The sequence below is a fragment of the Lactobacillus sp. UMNPBX4 genome, from assembly GCF_002554115.1.
Lineage (GTDB): Bacteria > Bacillota > Bacilli > Lactobacillales > Lactobacillaceae > Lactobacillus > Lactobacillus gallinarum.
Map to the genome: position 1 here is coordinate 23,291 of NZ_PCZF01000012.1, position 26,277 is coordinate 49,567.

A 26,277-nucleotide genomic window follows, 5' to 3' on the forward strand; every position below is an offset into this window, starting at 1 on the left:
TATTATTTTAAATATTCGGGTAATCGGCCTTCACTAATTTCTGTCCGCATTGCCAGATAATCATCATAACGATGAGGCATTATTTGGCCTTCTTCAAGCAACTTTTTAACTTCACAGCCAGGTTCCTTTAAATGTTGGCACCCTCTAAATTTACATTTGCTGCTAGCACGTTTAAATTCAACGAAATAGTTACATAATTCATTCAATTTGATCGGTGTTAAATCAATCGAAGAAAAACCTGGTGTATCAGCTAAGAAACCTTCACCTAATTTAAATAATTCGACTTTTCTAGTAGTATGCTTACCACGGTTTAAACTAGTAGAAATTGCTCCCGTTGCCTGATTAGCATCCTTCTTCAAATGGTTAAGTAAAGTAGATTTACCTGCACCAGATTGTCCTGCCAATGTCCAAATTTGCCCCGCTTTAATCATTTGAGGAATTTGAGCTTCTACATCATGATAATCAGTAAACACTGGATAACCAATTTCTTGATAATATGATAGTTCTTCTTTAATTTTAGCTAACTTGTCACCTTTTAATAAATCGCTTTTAGATAAATAAATAGTGACTTGTACTTTTTGCCAAGAAAAGAAAGTTAAAAAGCGATCCAATAATTCTAAAGAAAAATCAGGTTCAACCGCAGAAATAACTAACAATACATGGCTGACATTTGCTACAGCGGGACGACCAATTCTGTTGAGTCGCGGTAAAATCTTTACCAAGTAACTCATACCCTGATCATCTATTTGAATTTCTACATGATCACCTACTGCAGGTTTTTGCTTTTTTTGACGAAAAACGCCGCGAGCACGCGTTCTAACGATACCCGCAGCAGTTTCCACATCATAATAACCAGCAATTAACCCGACAACGGTTCCTTCTGCTAGTTTCATTTATTTTGTCACCTTTTCATTCAAAACAGTTTCTCCGTTACGAACTACGCGCAACTGGCCGTTTCCATCCTTAATTGAAAATGGAATTGAGAAACTCATATCACGTTTAATATATAAGTCACGATAGATATTACTCAAGGAGTGATCATCATCTTTGATATAAATCTGAACATGGTCGCCTTTACTATTGTCTTCCTTAGTGTCAGTTTCTCCACTTTTACCATCGAATTTATCATCCTTTTTCAGATCGCTGCCAACATAATTAACAGTAAATGTCTTCGTAACAGTAGTATCTTTTTCTTCTTTTGGACCGCGTGAAACTTTAATGGTTACCGTAGATCCACGATCAACCTTAGTACCCGCTTCCGGCTGCATTGAGATAACCAAACCTCGCTCAATTTCATCAGAATATTCTTGATTAATCTGTAAAGTTAAGCCATGTTCCTTAGCATAATCTTGCGCACTCTTTAATGAGTAATTGTGCAAATCTTTTAAGGTAACGGTATTTATCTTTGGCTTTATCTGTTTTCCTCGAGAAACCACCAAAGTAATTGTAGTCTGCGTTGGTTTTACTTCTACACCAGCAGCAATACTCTGAGAAATGATGTTGCCTTTAGCCATTTTATTTGAATATTGATCTTCTCTAACAACATCGAAGCCTTGATTTTCTAATTTTTCTGCAGCTTCATCGTAATTATCCCCGACTACATCAGGTACCTTTACCATGCTGGTACCACTAGAAACAATTAAAATGATAGCCTTTCCTTGATCCACTCTATTACCGGCTGCTGGTTTAGTACCAATTACATGACCTTTTTTAATGTCATCAGACTGGCGTCTAATTACTTTTCCCACTTGTAACCCGGCGGCTTCTAACCGTTTTTCAGCACGCTTTTCAGTTATATTAGTTACATCAGGAATATGAACTTGACGTGGTTTATTATTATTGCCACTTAGTGCGAAAATCATAATAAAAATAATTAATCCAGCGGCAATAACTGAAAAAATCCACCACCATTTATGACTTTTAACATTTTGCCAAAAGTCTTTTTTCTTTTCCTTTTTATCAGGTTTATTTTCCTCTTCAGATTCTACAGTCTGCTCTTTTTCAGGGGCTTTAAAACCTGGCAGAACGATTGTTTTATCATTATTGTTACCATGATTAGGCACAAAAACCGGCTCATCTGCTCTTTCGGGATCTAAGCTACTATCTAGGTCAGCCTGCATGGCTTGTGCTGTAGCATATCGATCTCGTGGATCCTTAGCAGTTGCTTTTAACACAACATTTTCTAATGCTTGCGGAACACTTTGATCCTTCTTTCTAATAGAAGGTATTGGTTCCTGCGCGTGTTTTAACGCAATTGAAACAGGAGTATCACCATTAAACGGCACAGTGCCTGTAATCAATTCATACAGAATAATCCCTAAAGAATAAATATCGGACTGCTTAGTAACCAATCCGCCTCTAGTTTGTTCAGGTGACATATAATGAACTGATCCCATGACAGAATTAGTCTGCGTTACAGAGCTCTGATTCAAGGCAACCGCAATACCAAAATCAGCAATCTTAATATTGCCTCTCTTGTCCATCAAAATATTTTGTGGTTTAAGATCACGGTGGATGACATTATGTTTATGAGCCAAAGCAACTGCACTTAGAATTTGATCCATAATGCGAATCACTTCATGCAAATCCAAAGGAGCATTTTGACGAATATACTCTTTCAAATCTGGACCATCAACATATTCCATTACCATATATGGCAATCCATGATCAGTTCCTACATCAAGAACAGAGACAATATTAGGATGACTTAATTCACTAGTGGCTAAAGCCTCTCTTTGAAAACGAGCTTGTGTTTGAGGTTCATTTTGTAAATCTAACCGTAATATTTTAACTGCTACTTTACGTTGCAGAATAATATCTTCAGCCAGATAAACATTGGCCATACCGCCTTCGCCTAAAGTATCAATAATGCGATAACGTTCACCAAGCAGATAACCTTTATCGATCACTGCTCTCGTCCTCCTTATTCCAAATTAGGCAAACGGTAATATTATCACCACCACCTAATCGATTGGCTTCACTAATTAATTTATTGCATCGTTCTTTTAAGCTTAATTCTTTTGTAGCTAAAACTTGTTGTATTTGTGGATCACTGAGTGAGTTCGTTAATCCATCAGTACATAGCAAAATGATGTCGTCATCATCAAGCTTAATTTCCTTAACTTCAGGATCAATTGTACTAGATACACCTAGGGCTTGAGTAATGATGTTCTTTTGGGGATGATGCTTAGCCTGTTCCTTAGTAATTTGCCCCATTTTGACTAGCTCATTAACTAAAGAATGATCTTCAGTTAATTGGACAAACTTTCCTTCGGAATAACTATAAGCACGTGAATCGCCCAAATGAGCTATCAACGCATTATCCTTAAATGCAAAAGCTAAAACAATTGTCGTACCCATTCCATTTAAGTCAGGAAATTTATCAGCTGTTTTTAAAATTGTTTCATTTTCAGAATTTAATTGCACATCTAGCCATTTTCGAGCAATATTAGCATCAGTAAAATCTGTTATGCCAAAATTATGTCCTAAGTGAGTGACAGCCATTGTAGAGGCAACATCGCCGCCTTGATGGCCACCCATACCATCACAAACAATTGCTAAGGTAATTCCCTTACGATTCTCAAAAACTTGTACAAAATCTTGATTGCTTTTTCGTACCTTGCCGATACTTGAAGCGTATGCTGTTTCAATCAAAAATCTAACCTCGTAATCTAAATTTTGCAATGAAAAATCCATCATTGCCATCTTGATCAGGCATTATTTTTAACATTCCTGTCTTGGACTCAAGCTTGCTTAATAAAAATGGTTTTAATTCAAAATCAGGATGAGTTCGCAAGAATTGCTTAACTACTTCTTCATTTTCTTCCATTGAAATTGAACAAGTTGAGTATACTAATTCTCCCTCAACTTTTAACAATGTGCTAACAGAATCTAAAATCCCTAACTGAATTTTTTGTAAGCTCTTCAAATCTTGCAAACTCTTGGTATAACGAATCTCAGGCTTGCGTCTTAATAGTCCCAAACCTGAACATGGAGCATCAACTAAAATTTTAGTGAACTCACCTGCATTAAACATTTCTTGCGCTTTTCTAGCATCACATGCCTTAGTTGTTACTTTGTCCGACACATGCATGCGGCGAGCATTTTCTTTTACTAGACGTAATTTCTTTTCATGAATGTCTAGTGCAGTTACATCACCAGTGATATTTTCAGCAATCTGGACAGTTTTCCCGCCAGGTGCACTACATGCATCTAAAACATGTTCAGCTTGATTTTTATCAAAATCAAAAGCTTCTACCACTAAGCTAGCGGCTTCATCTTGAATTGTCAACTCTCCTTGTTCAAATAAATCACTTTCGCTAATGCCACCATGACTTAAAACGGCGTCATTAAGAGATAAATTTGACCATTTCGGTTGATATCCTTCTTTTGTTAATTGATCAAAAACCTGATTTTTATCTGCTAGTGATGAAATTCGCACACTATTTTTGGCTGGTTCATTAATACTGCTTAAAACTGATTTTGCTTTTTGCATTCCCCAATTGTCAATTAAATACTTAACTAACCATTTAGGAACGCTTTCTCTAATACTTAAATATTTAACGGTATCCTTTTCATCAGGTAAAATCACACCGCGTCTAATAAATGCACGCAAGATTCCGTTCACTACTCTATAGCCTGAAGAATGATGTTTGCCAAACTGTTTAGCTAGTTTATTAGCTTCATCTAGTACAGCACGGTTAGGAACCTTGTCTAAGAATATTATCTGATAAAGTGACATCAACAAGAGCGGCTTCAAATATTTTTCAGTGATTTTTGTTTTAAGCAAACCGGTCAATTGATATTCCAAAAAAAGGCGATATTGAATCGTTCCGTAAACAATTCTAGTTGCTAAATTTTGATCAGCAATCGATAAATCAGAATGCTTTAAACTATTGTTCAAACTAATATTTGAATATGAGCCATTTTTTAAGACTTTAATTAAAGTATCTAAGCTAATTGCACGGGCACTTTTATTTGTCGACAATTTCTTCTCCTGGGGCAAATTTACTACCTTGACCATTTAAAAAGTTCTTAATATCCATTTTCTTCTTGCCGCTTGGTTGTACCTCGAGCAAGTTTAAAACAGTACCATTAGCAAAGCTAATTGCAAAGCGGCCCTTATTAGCTACTACGCAACCTGGCTTTAAATCAGTACTATCCTTAGCAACTTCTGCTTTCCAAACCTTGAAGCGCTTGCCTTCAAGCATCATATAAGCACCTGGATCTGGATTAAGAGCACGGATCATATTGTTAGCTTCAGCAGCTGTCATAGTAGGAACGATGCGTTCTTGTTCTTTAGTAATATTAGGTGAAAAGACTACCTTATCTGGATCTTGAGGAATCTTTTTAACGCTGCCATCAATAATCGAAGGTAAAGTCTTCAAAAGTAAGTCTCTACCTACAATTGATAATTTATTAAATAAAGTTCCTGCATTGTCCTCTGGCTCAATCTTAATTGCTTTTTGAGAATAAATATCACCAGCATCCATTTTCTTTACCATTTCCATAATGGTGATACCAGTTTCTGCATCCCCATTAATGAGTGAATATTGAATTGGTGCACCACCACGATATTTTGGCAAAAGTGAACCATGGACATTAACAGCAGCAATTTTTACTGAGTTTAAAAACTTAGTTGGCAAGAACTGACCGTATGCGGCGGTGACGATTAAGTCAGCATGCATATCAATCAATTGTTGCATTTCTTCTGAGCCAGACAATTTCACTGGTTGAAAAACAAGTAAATTATGCTTTTCTGCAGCAATTTTAGCTGGGGTCTTAGTGATCTTTTGTTTACGACCAACCTTTTTATCAGGCTGCGTTACAACAGCCTTAATTTCATAATTATTTTTGATTAAGCCTTCTAATACTGGAACTGAAAACTCTGGTGTTCCCATGAATATTACTGATGTCATTAAAACAACTCCTTACATTACTCTTTCTGGTTCATTATCGATAAAAATACTTAAACCATATTTCTTAGCTTCTTGAGCAGAATCTTGAACATGGTGCAATAGTTTATTTAAATTTGGTTCTTTTTTATATTTTACCAGTATTTGGTAATAATATTGATTTTTTACTCTAGAAATTGCACTTGGCGATGGTCCTAAAATTATTGCTTGATTATTTAAATGCTGCAATAAGTATCTTTTTATCTTGAATGCTTCTCTAGCCGCATTTTGCTCTTTTTTAGCAGCAACTGATATTAATACTGTATAAAAATATGGTGGGTAATTGCCAGCATGACGCATATGCATTTCATAACCATAAAATCTTTCATAATCCTGCGTTTGTGCCAATTGAATGGCATAGTGTTCTGGATTATAAGTTTGAATTAAAACTTCGCCTTCCTTGTCAGCACGTCCTGCACGTCCTGCAACTTGCGTCAGCAACTCAAATGTTTTTTCTGATGCATTATAATCCGATAACCATAATCCCGTATCTGCGTTAATTACGCCAACTAAAGTTACATTTGGAAAATCTAATCCTTTAGCAATCATTTGAGTTCCTAACAAAATATCCGCCTCATGGTTACCAAATGAATCCAAAATCCGCTTATAACTGCCTTTTCTCCTAGTTGTATCAACATCCATTCTTAAAATTCTAGCTCCTGGTAAAAGTTCTTCAAGTTCTTCTTGAACTTTTTGGGTTCCAGTACCTAAAAAACGGATTTTTGAACTTTGACAATTAGGACACCGAGTAGGAATTGGCTCTGTATGTCCGCAATAGTGACATTGCATACTATTAGTATCTTTATGCAAATTAAGTGAAACATCACAATTAGGACATTTCAAAACAAAACCACATTCCCGGCAAAGCATGAAATTAGCAAATCCTCGCCGATTAAGCATCAAGATGACTTGCTCTTTTTTCTCTAGTCTTTTCTTAATTGCATCGACTAATTCAACAGACAAGTCAAATTGCCCACCTGCAAATTGAACATGCTTAAGATCAATCAAATTAACTTTAGGTAATTTTTTATGATTTGCACGTTTAGTTAAACGTAATAGATGATATACATCTTTTTGAGCACGTGCTCGACTTCCTAGTGATGGAGTAGCACTTCCTAGTACTAATGGACAATGGTGATATTTACTACGCCAGAGTGCCACATTTTTAGCATTATAACGAGGATTGGTCTCTTGTTTATATGATGATTCATGCTCTTCATCAATTATGATTAATCCAATATTATCTAGCGGAACAAAAACTGCACTTCTTGCTCCAACTACTACTTGAATTTCACCACGACGAATTCTACGCCATTCGTCATATTTTTCCCCTTCAGATAAAGCACTATGTAAAACGGCCACTTTATCACCAAAACGTGCCTTTACTTGCTTTACCATTTGCGGTGTTAACGAAATTTCTGGCACTAGCATCAAGGCATTTCTTCCTTGAGCTAAAGCTTGTCCAATTGCATGCAAATATACTTCTGTCTTCCCACTACCAGTAATTCCTTCAAGTAAAAAGGTCTCTGCATTACGCTGATCAATTGCGCTATTAATTTGGTCCAACGCAGCCTGTTGTTCATCATTTAAGGTCACTAGAATTGGCTTTTTTTCATCTTCAAAACCAGCTAAGGGATTACGATAAACTTCGACAGCTTTTCTTTTTAACCAACCTTTTTTAACAGCTGAATTTAAATTAGCAGCCGATAAGCCTAACCCTTTTATCAAATCACTTTGACTTTTAGGATAATCATCTTTATTTTCAATAATATCCATCATCAATTGCTTTTGCTTAACCGCATTTTGACGCAAAGTATTGTAAATCTTGGTGTATTCTGCAGAATCTAGCGCTAATTCATACTGATTTTCTTTTTTCTCTTTAGCTCTATTTTCTACAACATATTCTATTTTGGCATCATCATTTTTCAGCAATTGATGAACTTTTTTTATTTGCTTCAGATCCATCATTTTAGCTAAATCAATGGGATCACCTTGAAAGAACGGCATCTTTTTAGCTTTTTCATTTGCAGGTACTAACAGTTTACGATAGCCTGCCCGCATTACCCATGGCAACATTGCTTGTAAAATGGTAATTCGATATGAAAAAATATTTTGTGCCAAATTTTCAGACAATTTTATTAATTCTGGTGTAAGTGGTGGCATTTCATCCACTGTCACTAAAAGATCTTTTAACTTACCTGTAAATTGACTTTTTGCCTCTATGCCTACTACAAAGCCTTGAACTTTTCTTCGACCAAACGGTACTATTACTCTTGAACCAATTTTGACATCTTTTTCTAATTCAGCCGGAATATGATATTCAAAAATACGATCTGTTTGCTTGGTTGCAACATCAACAATAACCTGAGCAATCATCTAATCACCTGTAAAAAAGACCTCCACCCAAAGGATGAAGGTCAGTAAATTAGTCTTCGAGGTTAACCTCGGCATGAGCTGGGTCAACCGTTACTTTACCAGCGGCAATTTCTTCAAGTGCCTTACCAACTGCCTTATCACACTTGAAATGATCTAAAGTTGGTGGATCGCCAGCTTCAAGTTCATGTGCTCTCTTAGCAGCAAGTACAGATAATGAATAACGTGAATCAACACGTGACAACAATTTATCAATTGATGGATAAGTAATTCTCATGATTAATCCTCCTTGACCATCTTACGATAGTCATCAATTACACGCTTAACACTGACATGCTCTGCATCAACAATTGCCTTGATATGGTCTACTGCATTAGCAACTGTATCATTTACAACTGCATAATCATATTCTTCCATTTCCAAGATTTCATTTCGAGCTTGTTTAATTCTACCACGAATTACATCTTCTGACTCAGTACCACGATGTTCTAATCGCAGGTGCAATGTATGCAAATCTGGTGGAGTTAAAAAGATGAACACGCCATCAGGCATTTTCTCACGGACCTTAGCGGCACCGTTAACGTCAATCTCCAATAAAACGTCTTTGCCATCATGTAACATCTTTTTTACAGGACCTAATGGCGTACCATAATAATGTCCAACGTAATTATTATATTCTAATAACTCACCATTTTTAATAGCTTCTTGAAAACGTTCTTCACTTACAAAGAAATAATCTTTTCCATCGACTTCGCCGGGACGAGGCTTACGAGTAGTCATTGAAACTGAATACTCAAATGGAAAGACTTTGTTTTCAACAATAGCACTTTTTACAGTTCCTTTACCAACACCTGAAGGACCCGAAAGTACTAATAACAAACCTTTATCTGCCATGCTGAACTCCTCTTAGTAACTATTAATATATCTAGTTTGCACTAAAATCAATAGTTTTTCAAGTTTTCTCTTTATGTAGTTCAACCGTAGACGTCTCAAGGCATCAAAAAAGTAGACTGATAGCCTATTTTTTGCCTCAATCTACTTTTTCAAAAGTCTCACAAACTACTTCAGTATTTTCACTAAAAATAGTGTTTAAATTTTCTCGACATTCCCATGCAAAAAAATTTTCATGAATTTTTCGCCAATAATCATATGAGCGATCTCCTTCACCCTCTAAATATGCATGTTCAGCAGAAACATTTTTAAATGGCATAATTTCCACGGTTTTATTTCGAATTACGCACACTGGTTTATTTTCTCCATTTAAAACAATAGCATATTGACCGACTGTGGGAACATCTTCATCTGGATCATATACGCTTGTAGTAGCGGTTTTAATGCCACGATTAATTAAATCGCTTAATACATCAGCATCTTGGCTATTTCCGCCAAATGCATAAGCACCTTCTAATTCTCCCGGATTAACATGATGTTTTTGACAAAAATCCATCCAAAACTTATTGATACTATTCATCTTTAATACTCTTAATCAAATCAGCAGCGTTCTTTTTAGCCGCATCTGTTACATCTTGTCCTGCCATCATTTGAGCAATTGCAGTAATAGTTTCTTCCTTGCTTAAAGGTCCTATTTGAGTAAACGTAGAACCATCTTTTACTTGTTTTGCAACTAAATAACGTTGATCACCTGCAGCTGCAACCTGTGGAGAGTGGGTTATAGCAATTACCTGCTTGTCTTGACCAATAGAATGCATCTTTTTACCAATTGCGGCAGAAACACGTCCTGAAACACCTGTATCAATTTCGTCAAAGATCATCGTTCCAACAGGTTCAACATGACTAAAGATAGCCTTCAATGCCAATATTAATCTCGATTGCTCACCGCCTGAGACAATTTTTACTAACGGCATTAGATCTTCACCTGGGTTAGGTGCAATCAAGAATACAATTGCATCTGTACCTTTAGCCGTAAAAGTTTTGGTTTCTTCAAAATTAATAGAAAAGCGGGCCTTTTCCATATAAAGATCTGCTAATTCTTGTTTTATTTGCTCTTCTAGTGAATGGGCAACTTTTTCTCGAATTAGGTGCAATTGTCTAGCTTCTTTGGTCATCTTTTCTTCAACTTGTGCCACTTCTGCTTGCAGCTTTTCTTCATCTAAACCGCCAGTTTCAAACTGACCAAGTTCTTTTTGCACTTTAGCGTAAAAAGCAAAGACATCTGCCAACGTTGGACCATACTTTTTCTTCAATGAGTTCAACGTATCTAAACGATTAGTTACATATTGGAAACGTTCTTCATCAAAATCCATCTGATCCATCAAATTAGACAACTCACTACGAGCGTCGTTTAAAGCATACACTCCGTCATCAACAGTTTTAGCAAAATCTTTAAATTTTGAACCAAATTCCGTTAAATCTGTCGCTGCATTTTGTGCATCCCCTAATAACGTTGCAATTCCGTGCTCGTCATCATCGTACAGCTGCATAAAATAATTGGCAGTATCTGCAATTTTTTGATAATTATTTAATTCGTTAAATTCTTCCTCTAATTTTTCATCCTCATCAGGATCCTCCAAATTAGCAGACTCTAACTCATCATTTTGAAATTGAAGAATATCTTGTTTTTGAGCCAATTCTTGTGCATCTTGACGCAAATGACGCAGTTGATTAATTAACTTTTGCCAATGGCGATAATCCTCTTGATACGCTGATAATTCTTCTTTAAAAGAATCAGATGCATAATCATCAACTAAATCAATTTGACGATCTTGATCCATTAATATTTGCTGATCATGCTGACCATGAATATCAACTAAATAATTGCCGATTTCACGTAAAACATTGATAGTAGTTAATTGACCATTAATACGTACTATATTTCTACCCTTGATGGCTAATTCTCGGCTAATCACTAATTGATCGTCATCATGTGGCAGACCATACTTTTCACAAAGCTCCGCAATCTTTTCTTTTTGATTATCAAGTACAAACAAACCCGTAATTACAGCCTTTTGTTCTCCAGAACGGATCATCTCTTTTTGACTACGGCTTCCCATCAATAATGAAACCGCATCAATGATTATTGATTTACCAGCACCAGTTTCACCGATAATCACGGTCATTTTTTCTTGAAAGCGAACTTTTAAGCTTTTAATAATCGCAAAATTTTTAATATCTAGTTCAACTAGCATTTTTCCACTCCTAGAGACTATTTACAGCACGTTCTACTACTTCTGCTGGGGTACTTGACCACAAATTACGACCACCGTTAGCTTCGTCTTTTTGCAAATGAATCAAAAATTCAATGTTTCCTTTACCACCTTTAATTGGTGAATAATCAACATCTAAAACATTAAAACCAATTTCCATTGCCTTTTGCATAGTATGTTCAATTACATTTTTATGGACTTCATGATCGTGAACAATACCATGCTTACCAACGTTTTCTGGACCTGCCTCAAATTGTGGCTTAATTAGACAAACAGCATCACATTGATCCTTTAGGATTTCATACATTGGCGGCATGATCAAATCAAGTGAAATAAACGAAACATCAGTCATCGCAAAATCAGGTAAGCCTTGATTAAAATCTTCAGGTTTAGAATAACGGAAATTCTGCTTCTCCATTACTACTACACGTGGATCATCTCTTAATTGCCAAGCTAATTGATTGTAGCCTACATCTAACGCATAAACCATCTTGGCCCCGTTTTGCAGAGCAACATCGGTAAAGCCACCAGTTGAAGCTCCAATATCTAAACAAATCTTATCTTGTAAGTCGATGTCAAAAACCTTCAATGCTTTCTCAAGTTTGAAACCACCACGAGAAACATATTTTTTACCATCATCTTTGACGTAAAACTTCTCGCCTTCAGGGAACTTAGTTCCGCTCTTATCAATTCTTTGATGATTATGATCTGAAACTAAGCCCGCCATAATTGCTCTTTGCGCAGCAGAACGAGAATGAAAGATTCCTTGTTCAGCTAATAAAACATCTGCTCTTTGCTTTGCCATTTACAACACCTTTTGATATAGATTCAAAAAACCAGCTAATACTTCTCCATTCAAGCCATGCAAATCATCTTTAGCTTGATCAATCAAATCCCTTAATTCCTTCCGGCTTTGATTAATTCCCAATAAAGTTAAAGTATTATTTTTGCCTTCTTCTTTATCCTTATGAGTAGCTTTGCCGGCTTCTTCACTTGTCTCAACCACATCAACTAAGTCATCATAAATTTGATATGAACGACCAAATGCTTTGGCAAAATCAATTAATTTAACTTGTTCAATATCGCTAGCCTTAGCATAAGTAGCTGCCATTTCCACACTGGCTTGAATTAAACAACCGGTTTTTAGCCATTCCATCTTGTTGATAAACTTAGCGTCATCAGCCACACTTGCATTATTAGTGGAATCAATATCAAGATATTGACCACCAACCATACCGTTAGGCCCGACTGCCTGTGTAATGATGGCAACTAACTTGGCAGAACGACTACCTTCTGCTATCCATTGAATGCCTAATGGTAAAAGTGCATCCCCAGCTAAAATAGCCTCAGCTTCACCCCATTTTTTATGACTAGTTAACTTACCACGACGATAATCATCATTATCCATTGCAGGTAAGTCATCATGAATCAAGGAATATGTGTGAATTAATTCAATCCCACAAGCAATTCTAATTTCAGGCTCTTCTATTTTGCGTCCTAATGTATTCAAGATTGCCAAAAACAAAAGGGGTCTTAATCTTTTACCACCAGCCATAACTGAATAAGCCATGATCTGACTAATTTTCTTGTCATCAACCTCTGAAGCTAAATGTTTAGCTAGATAATCATCAATTACTGGTGTCCAATCTTCTTTAAAATATTCAAATGCTGTCATATTAATCCTCTGGAGCTGCTGCATTATTTGGATCTAGTTCATGTTCAGTACCATCACTATCAATCAACTTGGCTACAGTTTCTTCTGCACTAGTCAACTTTTTATCTAGTTCACGACTAATCTTTACTCCTTCTTGAAATTCCTTTAAAGCATCTTCAAGTGGTACATTTCCGTTTTCAAGATTAGTGACAATTTTTTCTAAACTATTTAATTGTTCTTCAAAATTATTTTTCTTTGTTGGCATATTTATTTCCTTACCTCTGTAACTGTTGCTGTAACTTGTCCATCTTTAAAATGAAGATTTAAATGATCATCTTTTTTAATTTGATTAACTGAACTAATAGTTTCTCCATCTTCATTAGTAGTATAAACAAAGCCACGTTCTAAAGTTTTAAGTGGACTATAATCATCAAGTTGTTGAACTACTTTACTAAAATCACTACGCTTACTCTTTAGATAATGACGCATATTGTCATTTAACTGTTTAGTCAAAAAATTTTCTTGTTGTTTCATTCCTGCAATTTGCTTATCAGGACTAACGCTGAGCAAACGCTGTTTTAATAAACGATAATTTTGCAAAGAATTATTCACTTTATTTTGAATACTATTTTGCAGGCGCTGCTTTAATAAATCAACTTGTTGAATTTGTTGATCATAAAGTCGGGTAGGTTCTCTCATAATTACAGAGTTTTTAATTCGATTTAAACGATCTCGTTTTTGGCTAATATTATTTTGCATTCCTGCAATTAACCGACTCTGTAATTGATGAATTCCTGCCAATTCATCTGCCAAATTAGGCGTCGCATACTCAGCGGCTGCAGTTGGCGTAGCCGCCCGTGCATCAGCTACTAAATCACATAAAGTAGTATCTGTTTCGTGTCCTACTGATGAAATAACCGGCATTGGCATTGCATAAACTTGCCGTACTACTTCCTCTTCATTAAAAGGCCACAAATCTTCTAGTGATCCACCACCACGACCAATAATCATTACATCATATTTATCGCCTTGTGCAGCAATCTGGCGCATGGCTTTAACTAATGAATCAGCCGCAGTATCGCCTTGTACTTGTGCTGGGAATAGATCAATTTCCGCATGAGGAAAGCGGCGGTTAGCTGTCACCATAATATCATGAATAACAGCTCCAGAAGCACTAGTTACGACTGCGATCCTATCAGGAAAACGTGGCAGTTTTCTTTTATGCTCTGGATTAAATAAGCCTTCCTTAGCTAATTTAGCTTGAAGTTGCTTTAATTGTTCATAAAGCGCTCCAAGTCCGGCCGGTTCCATATTCTCCGCATAAAACTGATATGAGCCCTGTGGTCCATAAACGCTAACATAGCCAACTACATATACCTTCATTCCTTCTTCAGGCTTGAATTTCACCTTATCAAAGTAGGAACGAAACATCACCACATTAATTTTAGACTTTTCATCTTTTAATGAAAAATACTGATGTGAATTTCGACGATAACGAAAGTTAGACAATTCACCTTGCAAAAACACCTTATGCAAGTAAGGATCATTTTTAAATTTTTGCGTAATATAATAATTTAAATCTGTAACCGTTAAATACTTATTATCGGTCATTTATTTTGTCTCCTAGTCAATTTAACTACTGCTTCCATCAAGAATTGCACAGTTAAGGGACCTACACCACCTGGAACAGGAGTAATATAACTGGCCTTTTCTTTTACTTTATCAAAATCTACATCACCGACTAATTTACCATCAACGTGGTTCATACCAACATCAACCACAACTGCACCATCTTTAACCATATCTGCTTTAACTAAAAATGCCTGACCAGTTGCAGAAACTAAAACATCTGCCTTTTTAGTAATTTCACCCAAATTCTTAGTTCTTGAGTGCGCAATCGTAACTGTAGCATTTTGTTCCAACATTAAAGCTGCTAAAGGCTTACCTACAATATTGCTACGGCCAATAATTACAACGTTTTTACCTTCAAGTGGAATTTCATAATGCTTAAGTAAAGCAATGATCCCTTCGGCAGTAGCTGGTTCTACAAAATGGTTACCCATCCAAAGATGACCAATATTAGCTGGAGTTAATCCATCTACATCTTTATTAGGATCAATTCTTTCTAGCAAGGCATCCGCATCAATTTGTTTAGGAGCTGGCAATTGTACCATTAAACCATTGATTGCTGGATCTGCATTTAATTTATCAATTAAAGCTAAAGCTTCTTCTTGCTTTGTATCAGCCGACATTTGATAAATGTCTTGGATAATACCCATTTTTTCAGCACGACGCTTTTTAGTTCGAACATAGATTTTGCTTGCAGGATCGTCCCCAATATTTATTACGCAAAAATGTGGCGTTATTCCCTCATCTTTTAATTTCTTAACCTTTTCTTTAAGATTTTGACCTAATAAATTTGCAAATGCCTTACCATCAAGAATTTTTTCCATTATTTTTTCTCCTTATTACTAAAAAATAGCCGGCAAAGCTGCCGGCTATTCAATCGTTATTAAACAAAGTTTGCTAACATACCATTAATAAATGGTTTTTCTTTTGGCTCAGCAAATTCGTCACATAAATTTAAAGCTTCATTAACTGCTGCCTTAGGATCAATTTCATCACTATTCTTAATTTCAAAAAGTGCAACTTCCATAATAGCAACAACTATTTGACTTACACGTTCAAGACGCCAGCCCTTTTTCAAATGACTAGTTAATTCAGACTGCAAATCTTCACGATTTTCAAGTACGCCTTCAATTAGTTTCTTTGAATAGGCAGAAAGCTGTTTTAAATTAAGTGTTGCGACGACTTTTGCTTCCACATCTTCAGCAGTTAAATCTGGCTCTTGATTAGCCAAATATACTGCTTGCATAGCAACTTTTCGACTTTCGTGTTGGTTCATTATCTCTCTATTCATCCTCCGGAAACAGCTCTGAGGTGGTTTGACTTTCTTCAGCGTCATTTTCATCTTCTGGGAAAGCTAAGCCTACCACATGAACATTGATTGACTTAAGTTCAAGGTCAGTCATTTGTAACAATTGAGCCTTCAATTCCTTTTGAATTTCCATTCCCACTTTAGGAACATTAACGCCACTTTCAAGGTAGACATAAACATCAGCAATTAATTTATTATCTTCGTCAACTTTTACGTTAACGCCCTTACCGTGATCTTCACGGCCAAGAACCCAATTAAGTCCTGACTTTAAGCTACCACGCATTCCAGCAACGCCATCAATTTTTTCAGCAGCAATCCCCAAAATAACTTCTAGAACACTTGGATCAATTTTAATTTGTTCGCTGTTTTCTTCACCACTTAAGAGAATTTTTGAACTATCTGCCATTTTGTTACCTCAAAAAACTACTTATTTGCACGTGATACGTATGTACCATCAGAAGTGTTGATAGTTAATACGTCACCTTCGTTAATAAAGAATGGTACGTTAACTACCAAACCAGTTTCCATAGTAGCTGGCTTACCACCACCTGATGAAGTATCACCCTTGATGTTTGGTTCAGTCTTAGCTACCTTCAAATCAACAGTATTAGGTAATTGAATACCTAAAGTTTCACCTTCGTGCATGATTACGTTAACTACCATGTTTTCTAACAAGTAGTTAGCTTCATCCTTGATTTGTTCATTTGGAATAGCTAATTGATCATAAGTTGAAGTATCCATGAATACGTAACTTGAACCGTCATTGTACAAGTATTGCATTGACTTAGTTTGAATATCTGCAGTTTCAACCTTTGCAGTTGAACGGAAAGTATATTCTTGGACAGCACCGGTTCTCAAGCTCTTAAGCTTTGAACGTACGAATGCACTACCCTTACCTGGTTTTACGTGTTGGAATTCAACAATACGCCATAAATCGTTATTGTATTGAATAGTTAAGCCATTCTTGAATTCGTTTACTGAAATCATTGTCATAATAAGTCCCTCATTTCTACAATTATTATCTTACCAATCTTAGACCGTTTTGGCTATAACTTCGGCCTATTAAAATATTAACTATAATGAAATTAACTCATCTTTAGGCAAAGTAGATAAAGTTTCAGGCGCTTGATCATGAATCAAAATATCATCTTCGATTCTAACGCCGCCTTTATCAGGTAAATAAATCCCTGGTTCAACAGTGTGAACCATATTATTAACTAGTTTAGTTGTCCTAAAAGGCAGAGCAGGTTGACATAATTCATGGATTTCAAGACCAATTCCGTGACCAATACCATGACCAAAGTATTTACCATAACCTTGCTCAGTTATATAATCACGAGCTGCCTTATCAACATCGTGGCCTGTATTTCCCACAACGGCTGCTTCAATACCTCGGCGCTGTGCTTCATGGACAATATCATAAATCTTGTGCATTTCCTCATCAACGTCACCTAAGGCAACCGTTCTAGTAATATCAGCCGCATAACCATGATAAAAACTACCAAAATCAATGACGATCATATCGCCTTCTTCAAGTTCCTTGTCACTAGCTACGCCGTGAGCCCAAGCCGAGCGCACACCTGAAGCAACAATTGTCTCAAAGTCTGGGCCGTCTCCACCATTTACTTTAAAAAGATAATCTAGTTTAGCACCAATTGCACGTTCCTTTACGCCAGGCTTGATCATTGGCAAAATACCTTTGAAACTTTCCATTGATATATCAATAGCTTTGCGTAAAGCAGCAATTTCAAGTTCATCTTTTACATTTCTGACACGTTCGACTAGTTCTTCAACCATTTCAAAATTAAGATCTGGATTTAATTCCTTTAATTTTGAAAATTCACTAGCTGAAACAAATTCACCTTCTACCAAAACCTTTTTGATATTCATTTTCTTAAGGGCTTTAGTCAATTCTTCATAGTCACTTGAATGTTTCATTATTACATTCATTTCACCTGGAGCTTGCGCCTTAATTTGCCCTGCAAAACGTGAATCTGACAAAAGAATTCGCTCACCACTGGCCGTCAATATTAATTGTGCCTCTTCGCCGGTAAAATTAGTAAGATAACGATAATTAGCTTGATTAAAGATAATCATAGCATCTGCGTTATGTTCCTTAATCAAAGCTGTAACTTGATTAATACGATGGTTAATTAATGTAAGTAATTCCTCTTTATTTTCCATAATCAGATACCTTCTTTGCGTAATATATTTATTAATTATACTAAATCTGCTATGGAAAATACCATAAAAAAAGACGGGTGGCACTAGCTACCCGCCTTATTTTATATCTGAATTACTTAGCTTCTTCAGCTGGGTATACAGAAACTTGCTTCTTGTACTTGCCAAGACGTTCAAACTTAACAACGCCGTTAACAAGTGCAAATAAAGTGTCGTCTCCACCTTGACCTACGTTCTTGCCTGGGTGAATCTTAGTACCACGTTGACGGTAAATAATAGTACCTGCGTGGATAGTTTGACCGTCACCAGCCTTAGCGCCTAAACGACGACCAGCTGAGTTACGACCGTTGGCAGTAGAACCGCCACCCTTGTGGTGGGCAAATAATTTCATACCTAAAATATTCATAATCATTTCACCTCTGAATTAAGCTTCAATCTTTTCAACTGTAACCTTAGTGTAAGGTTGACGGTGACCATACTTGCTGTGTGAGTGCTTCTTAGGCTTGTACTTGAAAGTTACAACCTTCTTTTCCTTACCTTGCTTTTCAACTTTAGCAGTTACCTTAGCACCATCTACTAATGGAGTACCAACCTTAACGTCGTCGCCATTAGCAACAAGGATAACTTCGTCAAAAGTTACTGAGCTACCTTCTTCAGCATCAAGCTTTTCTACAAATACGCTGTCGCCTTCTGCAACTTTGTATTGCTTACCACCGGTCTTAATAATTGCGTACATTTGTACACCTCCGAAAAAATACTTAGACTCGCCGAACTGAGGTGCTTCTTACTCAAGAAGACTTCTAACCCCGAGCCGTGCGGTTGCAGATGTGGAGGTCTCCACAAATACAACTCTTATAGTTTACTACCTAAAAAAGAATTTATCAATAAAAACAAAGCAGATATTAGTTATCTTTTGCTTCTTTATAGTCAATTGTTTGTGTTCCTTCGTAAGCAGGTAATTTATTTTCCGCACGATATAGTGCTCTTTCAAATGACCTATAACCTTTTGATGACGAAACTGCAAATTTCACCCCATATTTTGAAGCAAATTCTTGAATATTCCAAGTCGCATCATGAGCAGCATATGCTGTCATCAAAATCACAATATCAAGATCTTTAATTTGGCGTTCCATGACCTTCTTTTTACCTTCAAAGGCATCAATTGGAATCGGAATGCCATTATAACGATTAACTATTCCCTCTAAAACTCCTTCGTTTTGATTATCACCAATTGCAATACCTACTCGTTGATAGTGCAGATTCATATCTAATTTAGTTAATTCTTCTGCTGCTTTATCTTTGCTCTTGTCTTTCTTCTTATAAGAAAGGTCTGATTGTTTAGGTGGATCTACTTGATAAATCCAGCGAATTTGTACGGCATCAGCAGGATTTTTCTTAATGCGAACATCCCCAGTATACCAAGCTAAATCAACAATTGAGCCATCTTCCAAATGAATATTTTCACCTTGATAATAGCTTGAATCTACTGGAATGGTTATTGCCTTACCTCTGATGCGTAATTTTTGTCCTTTAATATTACGCGTAATTGCCAATTGTCCAGTTCGACCTTGCACAACCGCATAACGAAATTCCTCAATAGGATCATAATCTCGCGTACGTAATTTGCGATAGCCAACAACACGCAAAATTTCAGCTTCAAAATGAGGATTCTCTCGATCTTCTAGTGCTTCTACAATATCTCCGCTTTTCAAATTAAGCGAATGAATTTGTGATTCCTTAATGCGATAAACAATTTGACCATCATCATTAATTAAATTGCAACCAGAAAGTGCACGGATAACTGTATAGCGTCTACCTTTACGATAATCACGCTTAGGTTGCTCTTTAGGCTTCATCGCATCTTCAAAAATCTTTTTATTGACTGCCTCTTTAGTAGTCTTTGACTTTTGAATCGCTTGGTCTAGTTTGCCTAAAACATTGCCATAACGTTTACCCACACCAGGAACAAAAGTTAATTTATGTAGAGCTTCCAATGAAGTTTTCTTAGCTTTTTCATTCCCTGGTGTTTCGATTAAATTAGTTAATCCCATCAATAGTTGCTTAAATTGCTTCAAATCTGCATTTCGTTGGGCAATTGATTGAGTATTGGCATTTTTCTTTGGAGCGCTTTTTACTTTTGGTTTGTCCACATTTCCGCCATCAGCCATAGCAATAATTGCTTTGATGGCATTTAAACTGTTGGCTAAACTTTTGTCGTCTGCCTCCGTTTTATTTAAAATTACTTTGATATTATTACGATAATCGTACATATTTTCACCACTTTTTCAATTTAACTATATTGTTTTATTTTTACTTACTTTAAGTATATATCAAACCTTTTGCTTTTTAAGTTAAGTCTCACTATAATCTAATAAAAATGATATTGAGACAACGAGGAGGACAATTATGGCTAAAACTAATCCCGAAGACTTAGACTGGAATAAACTCGGCTTTAAGTATCACGATTTGCCTTATCGCTGGGTTGATGAATTTAAAGATGGTAAATGGCAAGGCGGCCACTTAACCCAAGACTCATCAATTACCTTTAATGAAGCAGCTGAAGAACTGCACTATGGCCAAGAGGTCTTTGAAGGACTTAAAGCTTATCGCAGAAAAGATGATGGCATTAATTTATTTAGACCTGAACAAAATGCTAAAAGAATGGCTAACTCTGCAAAACGACTATTAATGGAGCCTTATCCTGAAGACGAATTTATTAAAGCCGTTAAGGAGGTTGTTAAAGCTAACCAAGACTTTGTTCCTCCTTATGGTTCTGGCGGAACGCTCTATATTCGCCCATTCATGATGGGGATGCAGCCAATTGTCGGCGTGTCACCATCTGAGACTTATCAATTTAGAATTTATGCCACTCCAGTCGGAGCTTATATTAAAGGACTTAAGCCAATGCCTTATGAGGTCAGCGATTACGACCGTGCAGCTCCAGCCGGTACTGGCCAAGCAAAAACTGCCGGTAATTATGCCAGCAGCTTAATGCCATCATTAATTGCCAAGAAAAATGGATTTGCGGATGCTCTTTATTTGGATCCTAAAGAACACAAATACATTGATGAATTTGGTGGTGCCAATTTCTTCGGTATTACTAAAGATGGTCAATTCCAAACACCTAAATCAGATTCTATCTTGCCATCTATTACTAAGCGTTCAATTTTAAAGATTGCGGAAGAGCTTGGACTTAATCCAATTGAAACAAAAATTCCAATCGATGATGTTGATCGCTTCGTTGAAGCAGGTGCAATGGGAACGGCCGCAGTTATTTCACCAGTCGGCTCACTTACCTACCAAGGTAAAAAGCATGCCTTCGGTGACGAAACCAAAGTAGGCCCAATTACACAAAAACTTTATGATACGTTATTTGGCATCCAAGTCGGCGATTTAGAAGACAAATATAATTGGATAGTTAAGTTAAGTTAAATTAATTTTATCAAGGATTTATCTCGATATTTTATCGAAGTAAGTCCTTATTTTTTATCCAAATTTTCATACAATGGCGCCAAGTCCATAATTGCCTGTGTAATAAAGTCTTCCATATTAACATCATGTTGCTGATCTCTAAAAATAAATTTTCCTATCAAAAACGTTGCATCTTTGAGATCTGATTTAAATTGTGTCTGAATATCGCTTTGCTTTAAATAATCATTTAATTTTGTATGCTTATCAAATTCAGAAGACATTTCGCCATTCCAAATATACCAGTCTTGCAAATCAATTTGCTTACTCCAACTAGGAATGTCAGTCAATAATTTATTATATTGTTCAGAAGCCATTCTTCTTTTTTCACTCTTATAATGCTGAAACATCAAATATACTTGCAATTGTTTCTTATCCAGCATTACGCCAATACAAGGATTAGCATCTGCTAAGTCTTGCAAACGATATGAAGCCCAGTAATGATCGCGCAAATTCCAACCATTAGTCCAGCTCTCTACATGAACTTTAGCAAATTCGCCCGCTGGCAATTTTTTTGCTACAGCCTGATTAACAGCCTTCCAAGTTTGCCATACGCCTTTAAATTTGTCCTTTAATTCTGCTACTTCTGCTTCAGTGTGCTGCATTTTGATCTTCTTAAAAGAAAATTCTGGTTGATCAAAAATTTGAAACATTTCATCAGTTAATTGCGTCATATTTATCCCCTAATCCTAAAACGAAAAAATAATCTTTCGCCGATGCAAAAGATTATCTTCAAATTATTAAGCCCTCCATTCTCCGCCTTGACCGTATGAATGCTTACCTAATTCATTAATAATGACATGAATATGTTCCTTAGGAGCGCCTGTATTTTTATGAACGGCTTCAGTAACATCCTTCATTAAGTTAGTAATTTGTTCGTCAGAACGACCTTTAATTAATTCAATGTGTACAAATGGCATAATTCATCCTTCTTTCTTTTTTCCTTTAATTATACAAGTTTTTTCATCGTTTTGTTTCTAAAATTCTCCGATTAAAAAGCACCTCCGCCGCTGCCGCCACCTACACCGCCGGAGGAGCCACCGGAAAAGCCGCCACTGCCGCCAGATGAGGACGACGAACCATAAGATACACCTTCAGAAAAACTACTAGTAAAGTTTCTTTCAAAGCCATCACTACCCGTACTATAGAAAGAACTGCCAACGATGAAGCCAGTCGCATTCAATTCATCTTCAGAGAATTCAAGTCTTAATTGCTTTAAAACTTTTTTCGACAAACCAAAGGCAACCGCGTATGGCATAATATCTTCCCATAAAATCAGGTCACCGACATCTTTCATTTTAAATCTGCCAATGTCATCTAGCATCTTTTCAAATCCACGCACTTGATCAGTTTCAAGCGCGCCTTTTTTTGTATACAGACTAATCTTATTATTGCCGATAAAGAAAGCGATAAATTCAATGATAATTAGTAAAATTCCACCACCAACAACACTGGCTGTAGATGAACCAAGTTGGAATATTGCAATCGCCCAGGCAGCAATACTAATCATAATTCCTATGATAGCTAGACTACGATAGTGACTTCTAACCATTTTTAATCCATGATCTAAAAATCCATCTTTTTCGGTCTGTTTATATCTTTTCTTGCACCAGCTATCGAATTTTTTGCCTAATTTTCTGGAAGTATAATTCCTTAATCCCTTGGTTGTAAAAGATTTTCCATCTCCTACCTGTTTAAAGAGAAAGTATAACAAATCATCATCTAAGATACTTTCATCTACAACAGAAATTCGATAATTGGTCTTCTTTAAGTGCTTTGTCTTAAACTCCTCAATTTTAATTTTCTTTTTACCAGCAAGTTGCATTAAATATGCTGTAAATGCCTTTGTATCTGGCCAGGCAGCATTATCTAAAACCTGGGCAGTTACTGGATCCACATTAGGAATTTCATAATTATGAGCAAGATCCCGCTCCTTTTTAGGTTTAAAACCTAATTTTTTACCAAAGAATCCCTTGATAATAACTGCTAACCCACTAATTAAAGAAACAAAGGCTAAGCCCCAACCAAAGTATGATTTTCTTTTTCTTCTTTCATTAGCTTCTTTGGCTAGTTGCGCCTCTTGCTTTTCAATCGCTGCTTTTTTATTCTGATCAACAAAATTTTTATTTGCTGCTGTGACAGCGGTAGGGAAAATCGCATGCACTTCGATTCCAACATCACCTGCTACGCCGTCTGCTTTCATAATGACTTTACCCTTTTGTGGCAAAACTTGAGTATAGCCATCTAACGAGCCATGAGCCCATGCTTTTAGCCCTTTTACCGGTTCAGGAAAAACAACTGTAGCTTGAGCATGATCAATGTCGGCATCCCAACCATTCCCAATAATTTTAAAATTTAATTCAGCAGTATCTTTATAATTAGTGATTAAATTTAAAATTTTATAAGAGTATTCAACTTTAATCCGGCTATCTTCCGAAATTCGATGAAAAATCTTAAACCTATAGGAATTATCTTCCTTGGTTAATTGATAAGTATTATTTTTCTCGTTATTTGCAGCAATCACCGGTTGATTATTTACCTTTACTTGAATATCCTTAATTTGCTGTTTTTGCGTTAAATTTTGTCGATAAAAAACGCCATGTGCATCGCTGTCAAAATCATAATATATCTTTCGATGGATCATAACTGAACCATCACGATTAACCTTAGCAGTAACATTCATATCAGTAATGTCATAATCAACATCAGCCTTTACAGGTTGAGTCCAAATTACAAAAATACTTATTAAACTAAGTATTCCTATTAAGTTTAGAAGTTTCTTTTTCATTATTTCCCTCCTTACTTTTTCCAACTTATTTGAAATAATCATATCTTGCCAACACAAAAAAGCGCAAGCAAATTCTGATAAACGAATTCACTTGCGCTTCTATTTATTTTTTATTAATTAAAAGTTACCACACTTAACATACATGTTTTTACCAATACGGTAATAGCTCTTACCATTAATGTGGAATTTTGAACCATATGTCTTAATTGGAGTGCCTTTTCTTAATACACGCCAGCTAGCACGAGAATAACCATTATTCTTATAAACATAAGCATTATGCCTTAAGACACGAGAGTTACCTAAAACATTGCTTGCCATAATGTAACGGTCTGTGCCAACTCTAATAGCGGTCTTACCATTATCAAGCTTAGTTGCTCCACCATAATAATTAATATTGGTATATGCAGCATATGAACCACTTACACGTTCACCCTTCTTATTGTAAACGTATGACTTCTTCATAATGTAGCCAGTAGTTGTTGGTTCATTGTCAGCTGGTTTTGAACTAGTAGCAGGCTTACTTGGAGCTTGAGAAATAGCACCATTGTTTGAAGTTACATTTCCATCAATTGACAATGGAAGAACTGCAACATTACCGTCAACGTTTAAGCCACGCCAGTTATCAGTAAATTGCCAAATTGATACACCGTCCATTGATGGGAAGTAATTAAAGTTAGGATTATCAATTCTACCTGAAATAGCATATGAGGCTACCCACAATGAATTAGGATACTTGGCAACTACACTGTTAGTATCAATGTTGTTTTGCAAAACAGATGAACTTGCGTAAAGAAGTGGTTGGTAACCAGCTGCCTTGATTGTGTCCATGAATGCAATGATTGCGTTAGCAGTTGGCGTCTTACCACCATAAATGTTGTTGCCTTGGCCAGTTTCGTAGTCACAAGCAATGTATGAACCCTTAGGCAAACCAAATGCTTGAGCTGCCTTAATAGCGTAATTTGCTTCAGCAACTGCTGCATTAGCATTTGAACTAAATGTAGCAAAATGATATGCCATTGGCATCATATTATTAGAAATAGCTGTTGAGATTTGGTTAGATGCTTTTGGATTACGATAAGAGGTTCCTTCACTTACCTTAACAATAGCAAATTGTGAACCAGCTTGAGCGTGACTTGATAAATCAGCACTTTGGTAACTAGCAACGTCAACCCCAAGAGCACGAGCTGCTACAGAAGTAGTTGCAGCATTAACAGTAACTTGTGGTCTATTTACTTGAGTTACTGCTACGCCAGCCGCACCAAGAGCTGTTGCACATGCCAGTTTCATAATAATCTTTTTGGTAGTAGTCAATCTTCTTTCCCCCGTTATGCGAAAATAATATAAATTCACACTTATTTTTTAAGAAATCAAATTTAGAATAATATCGTTAGCAAATTTAGTCAACAGATTAAGCTTCAATGTAAGAATAACTTAATTATTGTCATGAATTTGTATTATACAATTTTTAGTGGTCAAATGGTGATCAACTTATTTTAAGCACAAAAAAAGCAATACACGCAGTATTGCTTTTATCAGTGATCCGGGTGAGATTCGAACCCACGACCCACAGTTTAGAAGACTGTTGCTCTATCCAGCTGAGCTACCAGACCATTTCGTATGTTTGTATGTCCTCAACAGAACATAAATTATTATAGGGAATATCTTTTAAAAATGCAAGCATATTTTTTAAAAAATTATTTTTCGCCGATTGTAAAATCAAGTTGAACACTTTATAAAAATAAAAGTCCATCTGGACC

The 26,277-nt window shown here is 36.2% G+C and carries 27 protein-coding genes, 1 tRNA gene and 1 other annotated feature; of the genes, 1 reads left to right on the forward strand and 27 read right to left on the reverse strand.

Annotated features, from left to right (window positions below):
* Positions 1–2 precede the first annotated feature (2 nt).
* The 22 genes from rsgA to CP355_RS03820 all read right to left on the reverse strand — a co-directional run bounded on the left by rsgA (position 3) and on the right by CP355_RS03820 (position 20,534).
* Positions 3–893: a ribosome small subunit-dependent GTPase A gene (rsgA, locus tag CP355_RS03715; RefSeq protein WP_087176438.1), complete on the reverse strand. Its 891-nt coding sequence runs from the start codon at positions 891–893 to the stop codon at positions 3–5.
* The gene (pknB, locus tag CP355_RS03720; RefSeq protein WP_087176437.1) at positions 894–2,909 is read right to left on the reverse strand and encodes a Stk1 family PASTA domain-containing Ser/Thr kinase; all 2,016 of its coding nucleotides are present in this window, start codon (positions 2,907–2,909) and stop codon (positions 894–896) included.
* Positions 2,899–3,654 (reverse strand): Stp1/IreP family PP2C-type Ser/Thr phosphatase, encoded by a 756-nt coding sequence (locus CP355_RS03725; protein ID WP_025005845.1) that lies wholly within the window; start codon positions 3,652–3,654, stop codon positions 2,899–2,901. Before CP355_RS03725 ends, pknB begins: the two co-directional genes overlap by 11 nt.
* Before the next feature lie 4 nt (positions 3,655–3,658).
* On the reverse strand, positions 3,659–5,023 hold the full coding sequence (rsmB, locus tag CP355_RS03730) for a 16S rRNA (cytosine(967)-C(5))-methyltransferase RsmB (protein WP_098043917.1): 1,365 nt from the start codon (positions 5,021–5,023) through the stop codon (positions 3,659–3,661).
* Positions 4,974–5,918 (reverse strand): methionyl-tRNA formyltransferase, encoded by a 945-nt coding sequence (gene fmt / locus CP355_RS03735; RefSeq protein WP_098043918.1) that lies wholly within the window; start codon positions 5,916–5,918, stop codon positions 4,974–4,976. The genes rsmB and fmt overlap by 50 nt, the downstream gene beginning before the upstream one ends.
* Before the next feature lie 12 nt (positions 5,919–5,930).
* The gene (gene priA / locus CP355_RS03740; protein WP_098043919.1) at positions 5,931–8,330 is read right to left on the reverse strand and encodes a primosomal protein N'; all 2,400 of its coding nucleotides are present in this window, start codon (positions 8,328–8,330) and stop codon (positions 5,931–5,933) included.
* 49 nt (positions 8,331–8,379) lie between these two features.
* Positions 8,380–8,604, reverse strand: a complete 225-nt coding sequence (gene rpoZ / locus CP355_RS03745; RefSeq protein ID WP_003627587.1) for a DNA-directed RNA polymerase subunit omega — start codon at positions 8,602–8,604, stop codon at positions 8,380–8,382.
* Between the two features lie 2 nt (positions 8,605–8,606).
* Positions 8,607–9,221: a guanylate kinase gene (gmk, locus tag CP355_RS03750; RefSeq protein WP_025005848.1), complete on the reverse strand. Its 615-nt coding sequence runs from the start codon at positions 9,219–9,221 to the stop codon at positions 8,607–8,609.
* A gap of 136 nt (positions 9,222–9,357) precedes the next feature.
* A complete protein-coding gene (locus CP355_RS03755; protein WP_025005849.1) occupies positions 9,358–9,798 on the reverse strand; it encodes an ASCH domain-containing protein in 441 nt (146 codons plus the stop codon).
* A complete protein-coding gene (gene recN / locus CP355_RS03760) occupies positions 9,791–11,473 on the reverse strand; it encodes a DNA repair protein RecN (protein WP_087176432.1) in 1,683 nt (560 codons plus the stop codon). Before recN ends, CP355_RS03755 begins: the two co-directional genes overlap by 8 nt.
* A 10-nt stretch (positions 11,474–11,483) precedes the next feature.
* Positions 11,484–12,296: a TlyA family RNA methyltransferase gene (locus tag CP355_RS03765; RefSeq protein WP_056945479.1), complete on the reverse strand. Its 813-nt coding sequence runs from the start codon at positions 12,294–12,296 to the stop codon at positions 11,484–11,486.
* Complete coding sequence (locus CP355_RS03770; RefSeq protein ID WP_098043920.1) at positions 12,297–13,166, reverse strand: polyprenyl synthetase family protein; 870 nt, start codon at positions 13,164–13,166, stop codon at positions 12,297–12,299.
* Position 13,167: 1 nt separating this feature from the next.
* Positions 13,168–13,410 carry an exodeoxyribonuclease VII small subunit gene (locus tag CP355_RS03775; RefSeq protein ID WP_025005852.1) on the reverse strand — a complete coding sequence of 81 codons (243 nt, stop codon included), beginning with the start codon at positions 13,408–13,410 and terminating at the stop codon, positions 13,168–13,170.
* A 2-nt stretch (positions 13,411–13,412) separates the two neighbouring features.
* The gene (xseA, locus tag CP355_RS03780) at positions 13,413–14,756 is read right to left on the reverse strand and encodes an exodeoxyribonuclease VII large subunit (protein ID WP_087176430.1); all 1,344 of its coding nucleotides are present in this window, start codon (positions 14,754–14,756) and stop codon (positions 13,413–13,415) included.
* Positions 14,753–15,598, reverse strand: coding sequence for a bifunctional methylenetetrahydrofolate dehydrogenase/methenyltetrahydrofolate cyclohydrolase (locus CP355_RS03785; protein ID WP_098043921.1), 846 nt, complete (start codon positions 15,596–15,598; stop codon positions 14,753–14,755). Before CP355_RS03785 ends, xseA begins: the two co-directional genes overlap by 4 nt.
* A gap of 59 nt (positions 15,599–15,657) precedes the next feature.
* Positions 15,658–16,050 (reverse strand): transcription antitermination factor NusB, encoded by a 393-nt coding sequence (gene nusB / locus CP355_RS03790; protein ID WP_025005855.1) that lies wholly within the window; start codon positions 16,048–16,050, stop codon positions 15,658–15,660.
* Between the two features lie 7 nt (positions 16,051–16,057).
* Entirely contained in the window at positions 16,058–16,489 is a 432-nt protein-coding gene (locus CP355_RS03795) for an Asp23/Gls24 family envelope stress response protein (RefSeq protein ID WP_025005856.1), read from the reverse strand.
* 17 nt (positions 16,490–16,506) lie between these two features.
* Positions 16,507–17,076 (reverse strand): elongation factor P, encoded by a 570-nt coding sequence (gene efp, locus CP355_RS03800; RefSeq protein WP_025005857.1) that lies wholly within the window; start codon positions 17,074–17,076, stop codon positions 16,507–16,509.
* A gap of 81 nt (positions 17,077–17,157) precedes the next feature.
* The gene (locus CP355_RS03805; RefSeq protein WP_098043922.1) at positions 17,158–18,267 is read right to left on the reverse strand and encodes a Xaa-Pro peptidase family protein; all 1,110 of its coding nucleotides are present in this window, start codon (positions 18,265–18,267) and stop codon (positions 17,158–17,160) included.
* A 112-nt stretch (positions 18,268–18,379) separates the two neighbouring features.
* Positions 18,380–18,670, reverse strand: a complete 291-nt coding sequence (gene rpmA / locus CP355_RS03810) for a 50S ribosomal protein L27 (RefSeq protein ID WP_007125344.1) — start codon at positions 18,668–18,670, stop codon at positions 18,380–18,382.
* Positions 18,671–18,688: 18 nt separating this feature from the next.
* Positions 18,689–19,000, reverse strand: a complete 312-nt coding sequence (gene rplU, locus CP355_RS03815; protein ID WP_003627604.1) for a 50S ribosomal protein L21 — start codon at positions 18,998–19,000, stop codon at positions 18,689–18,691.
* Positions 19,001–19,014: 14 nt separating this feature from the next.
* Positions 19,015–19,095: a sequence feature (ribosomal protein L21 leader region), on the reverse strand.
* Positions 19,096–19,166: 71 nt separating this feature from the next.
* Complete coding sequence (locus CP355_RS03820) at positions 19,167–20,534, reverse strand: DUF2325 domain-containing protein (protein WP_025005859.1); 1,368 nt, start codon at positions 20,532–20,534, stop codon at positions 19,167–19,169.
* Positions 20,535–20,667: 133 nt separating this feature from the next.
* On the opposite strand from CP355_RS03820, the gene CP355_RS03825 reads away from it, so the two are divergent.
* A complete protein-coding gene (locus CP355_RS03825; RefSeq protein WP_304441176.1) occupies positions 20,668–21,696 on the forward strand; it encodes a branched-chain amino acid aminotransferase in 1,029 nt (342 codons plus the stop codon).
* A gap of 47 nt (positions 21,697–21,743) precedes the next feature.
* Here the strand turns inward: CP355_RS03825 and CP355_RS03830 are convergent, their stop codons facing one another.
* From CP355_RS03830 to CP355_RS03850, 5 genes are all read right to left on the reverse strand, one after another.
* Positions 21,744–22,406 carry an HI_0552 family protein gene (locus tag CP355_RS03830; protein ID WP_098043924.1) on the reverse strand — a complete coding sequence of 221 codons (663 nt, stop codon included), beginning with the start codon at positions 22,404–22,406 and terminating at the stop codon, positions 21,744–21,746.
* Positions 22,407–22,472: 66 nt separating this feature from the next.
* Complete coding sequence (locus CP355_RS03835) at positions 22,473–22,652, reverse strand: 2-hydroxymuconate tautomerase (protein ID WP_003547962.1); 180 nt, start codon at positions 22,650–22,652, stop codon at positions 22,473–22,475.
* A gap of 71 nt (positions 22,653–22,723) precedes the next feature.
* Positions 22,724–24,520 carry a DUF2207 domain-containing protein gene (locus CP355_RS03840; protein WP_098043925.1) on the reverse strand — a complete coding sequence of 599 codons (1,797 nt, stop codon included), beginning with the start codon at positions 24,518–24,520 and terminating at the stop codon, positions 22,724–22,726.
* Between the two features lie 117 nt (positions 24,521–24,637).
* Entirely contained in the window at positions 24,638–25,831 is a 1,194-nt protein-coding gene (locus CP355_RS03845; protein WP_098043926.1) for a GH25 family lysozyme, read from the reverse strand.
* Positions 25,832–26,056: 225 nt separating this feature from the next.
* Positions 26,057–26,130: transfer RNA gene (locus CP355_RS03850), tRNA-Arg, on the reverse strand.
* Positions 26,131–26,277 lie beyond the last annotated feature (147 nt).

What these genes read in the sequence shown, in the direction of transcription:
- rsgA (WP_087176438.1), bottom strand. Translation starts at nt 893, where the DNA reads ATGAAACTAGCAGAAGGAACCGTTGTCGGGTTAATTGCTGGTTATTAT.
- rsmB (WP_098043917.1), bottom strand. Translation starts at nt 5,023, where the DNA reads ATGGTCAAGGTAGTAAATTTGCCCCAGGAGAAGAAATTGTCGACAAAT.
- fmt (WP_098043918.1), bottom strand. Translation starts at nt 5,918, where the DNA reads ATGACATCAGTAATATTCATGGGAACACCAGAGTTTTCAGTTCCAGTA.
- priA (WP_098043919.1), bottom strand. Translation starts at nt 8,330, where the DNA reads ATGATTGCTCAGGTTATTGTTGATGTTGCAACCAAGCAAACAGATCGT.
- rpoZ (WP_003627587.1), bottom strand. Translation starts at nt 8,604, where the DNA reads ATGAGAATTACTTATCCATCAATTGATAAATTGTTGTCACGTGTTGAT.
- gmk (WP_025005848.1), bottom strand. Translation starts at nt 9,221, where the DNA reads ATGGCAGATAAAGGTTTGTTATTAGTACTTTCGGGTCCTTCAGGTGTT.
- CP355_RS03755 (WP_025005849.1), bottom strand. Translation starts at nt 9,798, where the DNA reads ATGAATAGTATCAATAAGTTTTGGATGGATTTTTGTCAAAAACATCAT.
- recN (WP_087176432.1), bottom strand. Translation starts at nt 11,473, where the DNA reads ATGCTAGTTGAACTAGATATTAAAAATTTTGCGATTATTAAAAGCTTA.
- CP355_RS03765 (WP_056945479.1), bottom strand. Translation starts at nt 12,296, where the DNA reads ATGGCAAAGCAAAGAGCAGATGTTTTATTAGCTGAACAAGGAATCTTT.
- CP355_RS03770 (WP_098043920.1), bottom strand. Translation starts at nt 13,166, where the DNA reads ATGACAGCATTTGAATATTTTAAAGAAGATTGGACACCAGTAATTGAT.
- CP355_RS03775 (WP_025005852.1), bottom strand. Translation starts at nt 13,410, where the DNA reads ATGCCAACAAAGAAAAATAATTTTGAAGAACAATTAAATAGTTTAGAA.
- xseA (WP_087176430.1), bottom strand. Translation starts at nt 14,756, where the DNA reads ATGACCGATAATAAGTATTTAACGGTTACAGATTTAAATTATTATATT.
- CP355_RS03785 (WP_098043921.1), bottom strand. Translation starts at nt 15,598, where the DNA reads ATGGAAAAAATTCTTGATGGTAAGGCATTTGCAAATTTATTAGGTCAA.
- nusB (WP_025005855.1), bottom strand. Translation starts at nt 16,050, where the DNA reads ATGAACCAACACGAAAGTCGAAAAGTTGCTATGCAAGCAGTATATTTG.
- CP355_RS03795 (WP_025005856.1), bottom strand. Translation starts at nt 16,489, where the DNA reads ATGGCAGATAGTTCAAAAATTCTCTTAAGTGGTGAAGAAAACAGCGAA.
- efp (WP_025005857.1), bottom strand. Translation starts at nt 17,076, where the DNA reads ATGACAATGATTTCAGTAAACGAATTCAAGAATGGCTTAACTATTCAA.
- CP355_RS03805 (WP_098043922.1), bottom strand. Translation starts at nt 18,267, where the DNA reads ATGGAAAATAAAGAGGAATTACTTACATTAATTAACCATCGTATTAAT.
- rpmA (WP_007125344.1), bottom strand. Translation starts at nt 18,670, where the DNA reads ATGAATATTTTAGGTATGAAATTATTTGCCCACCACAAGGGTGGCGGT.
- rplU (WP_003627604.1), bottom strand. Translation starts at nt 19,000, where the DNA reads ATGTACGCAATTATTAAGACCGGTGGTAAGCAATACAAAGTTGCAGAA.
- CP355_RS03820 (WP_025005859.1), bottom strand. Translation starts at nt 20,534, where the DNA reads ATGTACGATTATCGTAATAATATCAAAGTAATTTTAAATAAAACGGAG.
- CP355_RS03830 (WP_098043924.1), bottom strand. Translation starts at nt 22,406, where the DNA reads ATGACGCAATTAACTGATGAAATGTTTCAAATTTTTGATCAACCAGAA.
- CP355_RS03835 (WP_003547962.1), bottom strand. Translation starts at nt 22,652, where the DNA reads ATGCCATTTGTACACATTGAATTAATTAAAGGTCGTTCTGACGAACAA.
- CP355_RS03840 (WP_098043925.1), bottom strand. Translation starts at nt 24,520, where the DNA reads ATGAAAAAGAAACTTCTAAACTTAATAGGAATACTTAGTTTAATAAGT.